Below are 11,997 nucleotides of genomic sequence, written 5' to 3'. Positions count from 1 at the left end.
TTGCGTTGGCGGTGGATCAGTTGGCGGTACGGATTTCGCGCACACCCTTGCGCAGCCGCCGACGCAGCAAATTGCGCAACGTCACCCCCTCGCTATAGCCGACTTTCGCGGCGATCTCGTCGACGCTGTCGGATGTGGTTTTCAACAAATGCACAGCCTGCTCGACGCGCAGATCCTGAAAATAGGATAGCGGCGTCTTGCCGAGCACATCGTTGACCCGTCGCGACAGCGTGCGCTTGCTGGCGCCGAGTGCCGTGGCTGCTTCGTCGAGATTGAACCCGGCGGCGAGATGGTCGCGCGCCCAACGTTCGAAGCGTTCGACCAGCGGGTTGGAATGGGCAAGGTGGTCGGAGATCGCATAGACCGATTGCAACGGCCGGCTGTCGACGATGAGGTATTTCGCCGTCAGCGCAGCGAGTTCCGGGCTTGTCTGGCGAATGATCATCAAAGCGAGATCGATGTGGCCGAGCGCGGCTCCGGCAGTTGCGAACTGCCCGTCATTGATCAGCATGCGCGCGGCATCGAGCCGCACTCGCGGATAAAGTTGCCGGAACATCGGCGCCAGCCACCACGTCGTCGTTGACGGCCTGTGGTCGAGCAGGCCGGTTTCCGCCAGGATGAAAGTGCCGATACAGGCAGCTCCGATGCGTGTGCCTGTTTCGGCGGCCGCGCGCAACGCCTTGGTTGCGTCGGCGATATCGCTCCGGTTCAGGGCGTCGGCAAGCGGGCCCGGCATCTTCTGGCCGATCGCCGGGATCACCAGCCAATCGGGATCTGGCTCGCTGCCCATCGCGACGACCGGTACCTGAAGGCCCTGTGCCGTGCGGACCGAGGCGCTCACCCCGACGATAGTCGTTGTGAAGCGGCTGGGCGGCGACACCAGCATTCCGACCAGTTCGTTGGCGGTGCCGAACACGTCGAGCATCGTGGCCAGTCCGGTGTCGAAGACGCCATCAAGCGCAAGGACGGAAATATTCATGGCAATAATGGTATCAAAGATGTCATTTTTGCCAATACGCTTTGCCACCCGATGCTGCAACTGTTGTTTCGACGGCCGCCTCGGCCGCACAAAGAGGAGAAGTCAAATGATCAAACTCGCATTGTTCGCACGCTTCGAAGCCAAGCCGGGCAAGGAGAAGGACGTCGCGGCGTTCCTCGAAGCCGGGCTGCAGCTGGCCAATCGGGAAGCAGGAACACCGATCTGGTTTGCCTTGCAGCTTTCGCCAAGCGTCTTCGGTGTGTTCGATGCCTTTCACGACGAGGCAGGGCGGCAGGCCCATCTCACTGGCGAGATTGCAAAGGCGCTGATGGCCAATGCCGAAACGCTGTTCGCTGGCCCGCCGACCATCGACAAGGTCGACGTGCTGGGCCTCAAGAATGACGGTTCGGTCTGATCGCTCCAGCCTGCGAACGCAATCCGGCCACGCGCCGGATTGCATTGAACTCAGGCCTGCGCCACCAGCCAATCCCTTACCTTGCGGGCATTCTCGCTGAGGTCGCGGTTCTTCGGCCAGATGACGTAGAAAGCAATGCCGGTCCTCATCACATGGTCGGTGACCGGCACCAGCAGGCCGGATGCCACGAGCCGCTCGACGAGATGCCGCCAGCCGAGCGCGATGCCTTGCCCCTCCATGACCGCCTGGATTACCAGGGCATAGTCGTTGATGCGCAGTCCGCGCTCGGCGTTGCGCAGGCTGGTTCCGGCGGATGCGAACCATTCGTCCCAGTTGGGGGCCTCGCGATAGGGCTCCTCAAGATGGATGAGCCGGTGCACGGCCAGTTCCGCGACGGTCCTGGGCAGGCCGAACTTGGCGAGATAGCTGGGGCCCGCGACCGGAAAGATCTCCTCATCGGAGAGCGGCATCGAATGATAGTCCGGCCATTGTCCGGGCACGCCTCCGCGCACACCGAGCGGGATCCCCTCGGCGATGATGTCGAGGTCGCGGTCGGCGGTCTGGATGCGCAGATCGATGCCCGGCAATTCGTCGCGGAACTGCTGTAGGCGCGGCATCATCCAGAAAGAGCCGAAAGCGGTCGATGCTGCGAGCGTCACATGGCCGCCGGTTGCCTGCAGGCGCAGATCCTCGGCCGACTTGCGGATGTGCGACAGGCCCAGCGAGACATCGGCGTGGAAGCGTTCGCCGGCTTCTGTCAGGCTGACCTGCCGATGACGGCGCTGGAACAGCTTGGCGCCGAGCTGCTCTTCCAGCCCGCGCACCGCATAGGAGACGGCCGCCTGCGTCATGCCGAGCTCGCGCCCCGCGGCGGTGAAGCTCGACAGCCGGCCGGCTGCCTCGAAGACGATCAGGCTGCCAGCGGAGGGCAGGAGGTGGCGCAGGCTTCGCATAAGCACAGCTTATACAGAAGATCAGGATTTTCCAGCGTCACAGCCATATTTCGGGTCGCTAACGTGTGTGGCGGGAAGAAGGAGGCTCCATGAACGCACCGGCCGTCGAATTGACCGAACAGACCCACCGCCGCGGTGGTGGCCGTCTTGGCCGCAAGGCGCTCAGAAGCGCGCCGGTCGCTTCCTTTCCGACCTTGGTGCGCAAGATCCCCGCCTATGAGATCGTGCCTGACGAGGCGGTGGAACTGATCCACGAGGAATCGCTCAAGATCCTCGAGGAGGTGGGCTGCGAATTCCGCGACGACGGCGCGATCGAGCTCTGGAAGGCGGCCGGCGCCGATGTCAGGGAGACGCGTGTCCGCATCGACCGCGCGCTGCTGATGGAGCTCGTCTCGAAGGTTCCATCCGAGTTCACGCTCCATGCGCGCAATCCCGAGCGTACGGTGCGCGTCGGTGGCAAGAACTCGATTTTCGTGCCGATGTACGGTGCGCCCTACGTGCGCGACCTCGACAATGTCAGGCGCTACGGCACGCTCGCCGACCTCAACAATTTCCACAAAATGGCCTACATGGCGCCAGCGCTGCATTCCTCGAGCTCGGTTATCTGCGAGCCGATGGAGATAGCGGTGCCGAAACGGCATCTGCACATCATCCACTCGGCGCTGAAGCATTCCGATAAGCCGTTCATGGGCATAGTGACGTCGAAAGAGCGCGCCGAGGACACGATGGCGATGGCTGGCATCGTCTTCGGCGAGGAGTTCGTACGCGACAACCCTGTGCTGGTGGCGATCACCAACTGCAATTCGCCGCTGGTATGGGACGCCACCATGATAGACGCCATGCGGGTCTACGCGAGCCACAATCAGCCGCTGATCCTGGCGCCTTTCGCGCTGTGCGGCGCCTCGACCTCGGCTTCCGCCGTCGGCGCGGTGGCGCAGGTCAACGCGGAGGCGCTTGCCGGCGTGGCGCTGACCCAGCTCATCCGCCCAGGCTCGCCGCAAATCTACGGCCAGTTCATGGTCACGGTCGATATGAAGACCGGCGCGCCGATGGGCGGCACGCCGGAAGCCGCCCAGATGATGTACCTGATGGGCGCCTTGGCGCGGAAATACCGGCTGCCATGGCGCACGTCGGGTTTCCATGTCGGCTCGAAGCTGAACGACGCCCAGGCTGGCTACGAATCGAACATGCTGATGCATGCCGCCATCCTCGCCGGCGCCAACTACATCTGGCATTCCGCCGGATGGCTGGAAGCCGGCCTGACCTGCGGCTACTCGAAATTCGCCACGGACTGCGAGCAGCTTGTCGGCTGGTACAAATACGCAGGCGGGCTCTCCTTCGATGATTTCAAGGAAGCGATGGCTGCGATCCGCGAGGTCGGGCCGCAAGGCCATTTCCTCGGCACCCAGCACACGCTCGAACACTTCGAATCCGCCTTCTTCATGCCCTCGATCATGGACTTCAATTCCTACGAGCAATGGAATGCAGAAGGGGCGAAGGATCACGACACGCGCGGCCGCGAGAAAGCGCGCAACATGCTGGCCGACTATGAGGAGCCGAAGCTGGACGAGGGGATTGCCGAGGGTCTCAGGGATTTGATCGCGCGGCGCGAGGAGAAGCTGCCGGACACCGTCAGTTGAGAAAGAACGGGCAACGACCCGACGGAACCAATGGGAGAGAGAAATGACATTCTTCAGAAGCAATGGCGATCGTGTCCCAAGCGCTATCGAGGCGATGGCGGAAGACGCGCGCGCGGGCCGCATGGACCGGCGTGAGTTCCTGGCCCTGGCAAGCGCCTTCGGCGCATCGACGGCTTTGGCCTATGGCATGATCGGTCTTGCCGCCCCGCAGCAGGCTTTGGCCGAGGAGCCGAAGAAGGGCGGCACGCTGCACGTCTCGATGTCGGTCAAGGCGCAGAAGGACCCGCGCACCTATGACTGGGTGGAGCTTGCCAATATCTCGCGCAGCTGGCTGGAGCCGCTGGTGCGCTATACCAGAGAGTTCACCTTCGAGCCGGTGCTGCTTGAAAGCTGGGACATCAACGACGACGCAACCGAATACGTCCTGCATGTGCGCAAGGGCATCACCTGGAACAATGGCGATGCTTTCAACGCCGATGACGTGGTCCACAACGTCACGCGCTGGTGCGAGAAAGGCGTCGCCGGCAATTCGATGGCCGCCCGCGTCGGCGCGCTGATCGACGCAAAAACCGGAAAGGCGAGGGATGGCGCGATCACCAAGGTCGATGACAACACGGTCAAGCTGAAGCTCAGCGAGCCCGACATCTCGCTGATCCCGAACTTCACCGACTATCCCGCGCTTGTCGTGCACCGAAACTTCGACGCCGACGGCGCCGATCCGATCAAGAAGCCGGTCGGCACGGGACCATTTGAACTGGTCTCCTACGATGTCGGCCAGAAGGCGGTGGTGAAGCGCCGCGAGAACGGCAAATGGTGGGGCGGCGAGGCGCCGCTCGACGGCGTCGAGTTCATCGACTACGGCACCGATTTCAATGCCACGGTCAACGCGTTCGACTCCGGCGAGATCGACCTCAATTTCGAATCGCCCGCCGACTTCATCGACATTCTCGACAAGATGGGTCTGCAGAAATCCGAGGTTGCGACGGCGACGACACTCGTTGCCCGCACCAACGTCACCCATAAACCCTATGACGACAAACGGGTGCGTAACGCATTGCAGATGGCCGTCGACAACAACGCCGTATTGCAACTCGGCTATAATGGGCGCGGCACGGTCGGCGAAAACCACCATGTCAGCCCCATCCACCCCGAATATTATCCCCTGCCGAAGAAGGAGCGCGACGCCGCCGGCGCCAAGAAGCTGATGGCGGAGGCCGGCCAGGCCGACTTCGAGCACGAGCTGATCACCATCGAGGACGATTGGCAGAAGAACACCGGCGACGCGATCGCCGGTCAGTTGCGTGACGCCGGCATCAAGGTCAAGCGCACTGTGCTGCCGGGGTCGACCTTCTGGAACGACTGGACGAAGTATCCCTATTCGATGACCATCTGGTACATGCGCCCGCTCGGCGTTCAGGTGCTGGCGCTGGGATATCGTACCGGCGAGGCGTGGAATGAATCCGCCTATTCCAATCCCGACTTCGATGCCAAGCTCAAACAGGCGCTGTCGCTGATCGACGTGGCCAAGCGCAAGGAGGTAATGAAGGACGTAGAGCAGATCCTGCAGGATTCGGGCGTCATCATTCAGCCCTTCTGGCAGAAGCTCTTCAGCCACACCAACAAGAAGGTCAGGAACTACGGGGTCCACCAGACCTTCGAAATGGATCTCCAGAACGTCTGGCTCGACGGCTGAAAGGAGGACGGGCAGGGACTTCATGAGCCGCAAAAAAGCCGATATGCAGGATGCGTGGTGTTGATTGCTTCAAGCCATCAAAAGCCGGAGATTCTGCATGAGACGGACAGTGCTTCTTGCCGCCCTTACGACAGCCTTGCCAGCGGCCGCCTTGGCCGGACCGGCGTCCGACGCCGTGAAGTTCTTCTATGTCCCGGCGGTCAGGTTCGAGGCCGACGCACAATACCGGGACCGCTTCACCGAGCCGGTGACGAAACTGTTCGATCTCAACGACCAGGCGACCAAGAAAAATCCCGACCAGGTCGCCTGTATCGACTTCGATCCTGGCCTGGATGCGCAGGATTTCGACCAGAAGACCGTCTCCAAGACCTTGAAACTGTCCGAGACGGTCGATGGCGATACGGCGCAAGTGGTGGCGAGCTTCAGCCTTTTTTCGGACGGAGACGATTCAAAGCGCGAAATGAACTGGTCGCTGAAGAAGGTCGGCGGAAAGTGGAAGGTTTCGGACATTGCCTCGAAGACCAGCGACTGGACGCTGAGCCAGCTCGAATGCATGGCGGGCCAAGATCCGGAGTGATGCGATGGCCCGCCGCGTATTCCTGGCTCTGTCGGCAATGTGCCTGCTGGCGGCGGGTTTGAGCGGCGCTGTTGCCCAGGGACTGTTCGGCGCCCCGCCGGCTAGCGCTCCGGCGCAGACGGCGCCGGGCGGCGGCGATGCACCCCCTGCAAACCCACCCGGCAACGCGGTGGAACCGGCAACGCCACCGCCGGCATGGCCGCCATCCGAGCCGGCCGCGCCCGTGTTGCCGGGCTCGCCGACGGCGATGGTCAAGCCGTTCTACGACCATCCCGGGCTGGAGCTCGATCCGACCCAGCGCAAGAATTTTGTCGACCCGGCCAAGACAGTGCTCGACAAGAGCGATGCGCTGCGGGCTTCGGGACAGGGCGAATGCCTCGACCCCAACATGGCGCTCGACAATGCCGACTACGACAAGCTCGCAATCGACAAGAGCCTGAAGAGCATCGAGGCGGTGAACGGCGATCAAGCCAAGGTGGTGGTCGCCTTCGTTGTCGAAGGCCATCAGCACCGGCTGGAGTGGAAGTTCAAGAAGGTCGGCGGCGACTGGAAGATATCGGACCTGCTGTCGGTGACGGGCGAATGGGCGCTCAGCCAATATCAGTGCGAATGATGGCTGAGCTAGCCGCGCCCGCGATAGGGGGCCACTCCGGTGTCCGGCAGCCAGGCGCCTTCGGGTGGCGCGCCGGTCTGCCAGAAGACGTCGATTGGAATGCCGCCGCGCGGATACCAATAGCCGCCTATGCGCAACCACAGCGGCTTGGTGGCCGCCACGATGCGGCGACCGATCATGACCGTACAGTCTTCATGGAAGGCGCCATGGTTGCGAAACGAGGTCATGAACAGCTTCAGCGACTTCGATTCCACCAGGGCCGCATCGGGTGCGTAGTCGATGACGATGTGGGCGAAATCCGGCTGGCCTGTCACCGGGCACAGCGAGGTGAATTCCGGGCAGGTGAAGCGCACGATCGCCGGCGGACCGTCGCCGCGCGAAAACGGCACGGTCTCCAGGACCGCCTGTTCGGGGCTCTGTGGCGTCTCGACGTGGGCGCCGAGCTGGGTAAGGGTCTTGGTATCGATCATGGGCGGGATCTCTTTCGATTTTCGCCGCTCCTTAGCATCGGACCGGAAAGTGCGCAGCGGTTTTCGGATAAATCCGATGCTTAAATAGGAACTGGAGCAGCACATGTTGCTCCAACACAATTTGAAACGGCAGGAAGACGATGACCAGCAGCGACCCGCTTCTCCAACCCTACCAGCTCAAGCACCTGACGCTGAAGAACCGGGTGATGTCCACCAGCCACGAGCCGGCCTATTCCGAGGACGGCATGCCGAAACAACGCTACCGGCTCTACCATGCCGAAAAGGCCAAGGGCGGCATGGCGCTGACGATGACCGCGGGCTCGGCGATCGTCTCGCGCGACAGCCCGGCCGCCTTCGGCAATTTGCATGTCTATGACGACCGCATCGTGCCGTGGCTGGCCGAACTCGCCGACGCCTGCCACGAGCATGACTGCAAGGTGATGATCCAGATCACCCATCTTGGCCGCCGCACCGGCTGGAACAAGGCCGACTGGCTGCCGGTGCTCTCGGCCTCGCCGGTGCGCGAGCCGGCGCATCGCGCTTTCCCCAAGACCATCGAGGACTGGGACATCGAACGCATTGTTGCCGACTATGCGTCGGCCGCGCAGCGCTGCCAGGCCGCCGGCCTCGACGGCATCGAGTTCGAGTCCTACGGCCATCTGATGGATGGCTTCTGGTCGCCGGCCACCAATCATCGCGACGACGAGTATGGCGGCTCGCTCGACAATCGGTTGCGCTTCACCAACATGGTGCTGGATGCGGTGCGCGCCGCGGTCGGCGAAAAATTCGTCGTCGGCATTCGCATGGTCGCCGACGAGGACTTTTCGCAAGGCCTGTCGAAGGAAGAGGGCGTCGAGATCGCCAGGCGGCTCGCCGGCTCCGGCAAGGTCGATTTCCTCAACATCATCCGCGGTTCGATCGAAAGCGACGCGGCACTGACCAAGGTCATTCCTGTGACCGGCATGCGGTCTTCGCCGCATCTCGATTTCGCCGGCGAGGTCAGGGCGGCGACAAAGTTCCCGACCTTCCACGCGGCGCGCATTTCCGATGTCGCCACCGCGCGCCATGCGATTGCTACCGGCAAGCTCGACATGGTCGGCATGACCCGTGCGCACATCGCCGATCCGCACATCATCAGGAAGGTGATGGAGGGCCGCGAGCACGAGATCCGTCCTTGTGTCGGCGCGACCTATTGTCTCGACCGCATCTATGAGGGCGGCGAGGCGCTGTGCGTGCACAATGCGGCGACCGGCCGCGAGGCCGAGATTCCGCACATCATCGTAAAGACCGAGGGGCCGGGAAGAAAGGTCGTTGTCGTCGGTGCCGGGGCCGGCGGACTGGAGGCGGCGCGTGTCGCGGCCGAGCGCGGCCACCAGGTGACGGTGCTTGAAGCCTCGAGCCAGGCCGGCGGCCAGGTGCGTCTGGCGACGCAGAACCCGCGCCGCAAGGAACTGATCGGCATCATCGACTGGCGGCTGGCCGAGCTCGACCGGCTCGGCGTTGAAATCCGTTACGACACCTGGGCGGAGCAGGATGATGTTCTGGCGCTGGCGCCCGATGTGGTCGTCGTCGCCACCGGCGGCCTGCCGCAAAACCCGCCGCTGACAGCGGGCGACAATCTCGTCACTTCGAGCTGGGACATCATGGCCGGCAGCGTCAAACCGGCCGAGAACGTGCTCATCTATGACGACAATGGCGGCCATCAAGGCATGGGCGCGGCCGAGTTGATCGCCAACAGCGGCGCGAGGCTGGAGCTGGTTTCGCCGGAGCGTTTCTTCGCTCCTGAAATGGGCGGCATGAACCACGTGCCTTATATGCACGCCTTCCAGGAAAAGGGCGTCACCATCACCATCAACACACGCCTGCGCTCGGTGCGCCGCGAGGGCAATCAGCTGGTCGCGGAACTCGCTTCGGATTTTGCCGATGGCTGGCGCGGGGAGCGCAGGGTCGATCAGGTGGTGGTCGAGCACGGCACGGCGCCGCTCGACGATCTCTATCTCAGCCTGAAGCCGCTGTCGAAGAATGGCGGGGCGGTCGACTACGAACGTCTGGTCGGCGGCGGCGACATTTTCCCGGCGCGCAATCCAGGGGCGGGCTTCGTGCTGTTCCGCATCGGTGACGCGGTCGCCTCACGCAACATCCATGCCGCCATCTATGACGGGATCAGGTTCGGCCTGCGGATCTGACGCGCGGGTCTGCTCAGGCCGGCATGTTGAACGGCGTGATGATCTGGATGTTGGATGCGCCTGGCGCGACCGATTTCGGCAACGCGCCCTGTGCCCGCATGATGTGGATGCAGGCCGAACGCATGTCTTGCCTGAGATCGTGATGCAGCACGGCGGAGATGTGTCGGCTTCGCAGCAATTCGAGATTGTCGGCGTCGAGATCGTGGCCGATGAACACAAGGCAGGGCCGGTTCATCTCGGCGAATGCCTGCACGATGGAGGCGTTTCCGCCGCCGATCGAATACACGGCCGCAACATCGGGATGATGTGCCAGCGCGGTGCGGACCAACTCGCCCGTCGCGCGATCGATGCCGTGGCCTTCGCTGATGTCGACGATCCCAAGGTCGGGAAAGTTTTCGCGCAAGGCGCGGCGAAAGCCGATTTCGCGCTCCTCCTCGCCCCGGAACCGGTTACTGCTCAAGGTGACCAGGACATCGGCACGACGTCCGCCAAGCCATGCGCCGATCAGATAGGCAGCCGTTTCGCCGGCGGCGCGGTTGTCGATGCCGACATACGCCAGCCTCCGGCTGTTCGGCAGATCGGTGACCAGCGTCACGACCGGTATTCCCGACCGGACGACCCGGTCCACCGCGGCCGCTATCTCCGGAATATCAGGCGCCTTGAGGAAAATCCCGTTGCTGCCGCGACGAGCGATCGCGTCGAGCAGCGCGACGGTGTTCGCCGCCACGCGCACTTCGGCAAGGTGGTGGCGCGCGCGAAACACGGCAGGATGGAGGCCCGGCATCTCGGCCTCCAGCGCGGCGCGCACCGCCTCGGTGAAGCGCACGGGAGCTTCCATGACGAGATCCAGAATGAATTTGCGGCCCGACAGGCCGAGTTGCGAGCGTTGCGTTTCCAGTTCCCGGATCGCCTGGTCTATGCGGTGTATGGTGTGCTGACGCACGCCGCCGCGCCCATGCAGGACGCGGTCGACCGTGGCGATGCTGACGCCAGCCTGCAGGGCGATGTCCTTCACCAGGAACGGATGCGACATCGGCCGTCTCGATAAGTTTTGAGCTGTTTTTGAGGCGTTTCAGCTGTGTGCCGCCTCTCAGTCAGAGCTATACTTCCGCCATCCAGTCGAAACAAGACCAAGGGGAGGATGCCGTGAAGACCGACAATTATGCCAAGCTCAGATCCGATCGTGTCTGGCTTGCCGCCGATGTGTGCAACGTCGACGATTTTGCCGCGTCGACGCAAAGGACGACAAATCCAGCAGACTATCCGTTCGCGTCCGAGGTGCGGAAGAACGTCCTGATCTACGATGGTGCACCGGTTCGTGCGGTCGCCGGCGATCCGGCCCGGCGCAAGGCGCTTATGGCCGAATGGGTCGAGGCGATGACCGACGGTCCGGGTGTGGTCGTGTTTCGCGGCGCCTTCGAGGATGTGGCGCCAGTCGACGCAGCCACTGAAGCGTTCAATGCCATCATCGCCGAGGAGCGTGCGGACGGGGCAGGCGGCGGCGATCATTTTGCCAAGCCCGGCGCCAACGACCGGGTGTGGAATGCGCTGGAGAAGCTGTGCCTGCGCGATCCCGCGACCTTCGCCGCCTATTACGGCAACGATATCATCGCGCTGATATCGGAAGCCTGGCTCGGCCCAGCCTATCAGGTGACGTCGCAGGTGAACAATGTCAGGCCAGGTGGCGCATCGCAGTCGGCGCACCGGGACTATCATCTCGGTTTCCAAACCGCGTCCATCATCGAACGCTATCCGGTGCACGTCCATCGCATCTCGCCGGTGCTGACGCTGCAGGGCGCCGTCGCTCATTGCGACATGCCGGTGGAAAGCGGCCCCACGCTTTATTTGCCCTATTCGCAGACCTACCTGCCTGGATACCTGGCGATGAACCGCCCCGAATTCCAGGCCTATTTCGCCGAGCATCATGTTCAGCTGCCCCTGAAAAAGGGCGATGCGGCCTTCTTCAATCCGGCGCTGTTCCACGCCGCCGGCACCAACCGTTCGGCCGACATCCAGCGCATGGCGAATCTCTTGCAGGTCTCATCGGCCTATGGCCGCGCCATGGAGAGCGTGGACCGGACCCGCATGAGCGCGGCCCTCTATCCCATTCTGCAACGTATGCTGGGCGACGGCAGCCTGACCAGGCAGGCGGCGGGCAACGCCATTGCGTCGTCGGCGGAAGGCTATTCCTTTCCGACCAATCTCGATCGCGACCCGCCGCTCGGCGGGCTTGCGCCGGAGACACAACAGGCGCTTTTCCATCGTGCTCTGGATGCAGGATGGAGCCCGGCCGTCTTCGTGGGCGAACTCGAGAAACAGGCGCGTAAAAAACTGACCTGAGAACCGCCTGTCGCGACTGTCGGGGTTGGTGGCGCGCGGTCGAACCGGCATACGAGAGCCCATATATGCCGGCCTGGCCGCGCGCCCGCACGCCGTTGGCTCATCGCCTGACAACGTGCGATCTCGTGAGC

Annotated in this window: 11 protein-coding genes; 7 read left to right on the top strand and 4 right to left on the bottom strand. The window is 63.2% G+C overall.

The annotated features are described in order from the left end of the window. Nucleotides 1-16: 16 nt before the first annotated feature. Entirely contained in the window at nt 17-979 is a 963-nt protein-coding gene (locus tag EB231_RS24080; RefSeq protein WP_172351015.1) for a GlxA family transcriptional regulator, read from the bottom strand. A gap of 106 nt (nt 980-1,085) precedes the next feature. Between EB231_RS24080 and EB231_RS24075 the strand changes: the two genes are divergently transcribed. Further along, nucleotides 1,086-1,394 carry a putative quinol monooxygenase gene (locus tag EB231_RS24075; RefSeq protein ID WP_172351014.1) on the top strand — a complete coding sequence of 103 codons (309 nt, stop codon included), beginning with the start codon at nt 1,086-1,088 and terminating at the stop codon, nt 1,392-1,394. Between the two features lie 50 nt (nt 1,395-1,444). Here EB231_RS24075 and EB231_RS24070 read toward each other — a convergent pair whose 3' ends face one another. Continuing rightward, on the bottom strand, nt 1,445-2,347 hold the full coding sequence (locus EB231_RS24070; protein WP_172351013.1) for a LysR substrate-binding domain-containing protein: 903 nt from the start codon (nt 2,345-2,347) through the stop codon (nt 1,445-1,447). Between the two features lie 89 nt (nt 2,348-2,436). Between EB231_RS24070 and EB231_RS24065 the strand changes: the two genes are divergently transcribed. From EB231_RS24065 to EB231_RS24050, 4 genes are all read left to right on the top strand, one after another. Further along, nucleotides 2,437-3,987, top strand: a complete 1,551-nt coding sequence (locus EB231_RS24065) for a trimethylamine methyltransferase family protein (protein ID WP_172351012.1) — start codon at nt 2,437-2,439, stop codon at nt 3,985-3,987. Nucleotides 3,988-4,030: 43 nt separating this feature from the next. Then, complete coding sequence (locus tag EB231_RS24060; protein WP_172351011.1) at nt 4,031-5,680, top strand: ABC transporter substrate-binding protein; 1,650 nt, start codon at nt 4,031-4,033, stop codon at nt 5,678-5,680. A gap of 97 nt (nt 5,681-5,777) precedes the next feature. Next, entirely contained in the window at nt 5,778-6,257 is a 480-nt protein-coding gene (locus tag EB231_RS24055; RefSeq protein WP_172351010.1) for a DUF3828 domain-containing protein, read from the top strand. Nucleotides 6,258-6,261: 4 nt separating this feature from the next. Next, nucleotides 6,262-6,870, top strand: a complete 609-nt coding sequence (locus EB231_RS24050) for a hypothetical protein (RefSeq protein WP_172351009.1) — start codon at nt 6,262-6,264, stop codon at nt 6,868-6,870. An 8-nt stretch (nt 6,871-6,878) separates the two neighbouring features. Here the strand turns inward: EB231_RS24050 and queF are convergent, their stop codons facing one another. After that, nucleotides 6,879-7,340 carry a preQ(1) synthase gene (gene queF, locus EB231_RS24045; protein ID WP_140768082.1) on the bottom strand — a complete coding sequence of 154 codons (462 nt, stop codon included), beginning with the start codon at nt 7,338-7,340 and terminating at the stop codon, nt 6,879-6,881. Nucleotides 7,341-7,480: 140 nt separating this feature from the next. Here queF and EB231_RS24040 point away from each other — a divergent pair, with 140 nt between their 5' ends. Continuing rightward, the gene (locus tag EB231_RS24040; RefSeq protein ID WP_172351008.1) at nt 7,481-9,526 is read left to right on the top strand and encodes an oxidoreductase; all 2,046 of its coding nucleotides are present in this window, start codon (nt 7,481-7,483) and stop codon (nt 9,524-9,526) included. Nucleotides 9,527-9,539: 13 nt separating this feature from the next. On the opposite strand, the gene EB231_RS24035 is transcribed toward EB231_RS24040, so the two are convergent. After that, the gene (locus EB231_RS24035; RefSeq protein WP_172351007.1) at nt 9,540-10,559 is read right to left on the bottom strand and encodes a LacI family DNA-binding transcriptional regulator; all 1,020 of its coding nucleotides are present in this window, start codon (nt 10,557-10,559) and stop codon (nt 9,540-9,542) included. A gap of 113 nt (nt 10,560-10,672) precedes the next feature. Here EB231_RS24035 and EB231_RS24030 point away from each other — a divergent pair, with 113 nt between their 5' ends. Next, a complete protein-coding gene (locus tag EB231_RS24030; protein WP_172351006.1) occupies nt 10,673-11,866 on the top strand; it encodes a phytanoyl-CoA dioxygenase family protein in 1,194 nt (397 codons plus the stop codon). Nucleotides 11,867-11,997 lie beyond the last annotated feature (131 nt).

Source organism: Mesorhizobium sp. NZP2298 (genome assembly GCF_013170825.1).
GTDB lineage: Bacteria > Pseudomonadota > Alphaproteobacteria > Rhizobiales > Rhizobiaceae > Mesorhizobium.
This window is presented reverse-complemented; position numbering and strand designations above follow the sequence as displayed.

Bases quoted from the DNA above. Each gene is read 5' to 3' on its own strand.
- EB231_RS24040 (WP_172351008.1), top strand. From the start codon at position 7,481: ATGACCAGCAGCGACCCGCTTCTCCAACCCTACCAGCTCAAGCACCTG.
- EB231_RS24035 (WP_172351007.1), bottom strand. From the start codon at position 10,559: ATGTCGCATCCGTTCCTGGTGAAGGACATCGCCCTGCAGGCTGGCGTC.
- EB231_RS24080 (WP_172351015.1), bottom strand. From the start codon at position 979: ATGAATATTTCCGTCCTTGCGCTTGATGGCGTCTTCGACACCGGACTG.
- EB231_RS24070 (WP_172351013.1), bottom strand. From the start codon at position 2,347: ATGCGAAGCCTGCGCCACCTCCTGCCCTCCGCTGGCAGCCTGATCGTC.
- EB231_RS24055 (WP_172351010.1), top strand. From the start codon at position 5,778: ATGAGACGGACAGTGCTTCTTGCCGCCCTTACGACAGCCTTGCCAGCG.
- EB231_RS24075 (WP_172351014.1), top strand. From the start codon at position 1,086: ATGATCAAACTCGCATTGTTCGCACGCTTCGAAGCCAAGCCGGGCAAG.
- queF (WP_140768082.1), bottom strand. From the start codon at position 7,340: ATGATCGATACCAAGACCCTTACCCAGCTCGGCGCCCACGTCGAGACG.
- EB231_RS24060 (WP_172351011.1), top strand. From the start codon at position 4,031: ATGACATTCTTCAGAAGCAATGGCGATCGTGTCCCAAGCGCTATCGAG.
- EB231_RS24065 (WP_172351012.1), top strand. From the start codon at position 2,437: ATGAACGCACCGGCCGTCGAATTGACCGAACAGACCCACCGCCGCGGT.
- EB231_RS24050 (WP_172351009.1), top strand. From the start codon at position 6,262: ATGGCCCGCCGCGTATTCCTGGCTCTGTCGGCAATGTGCCTGCTGGCG.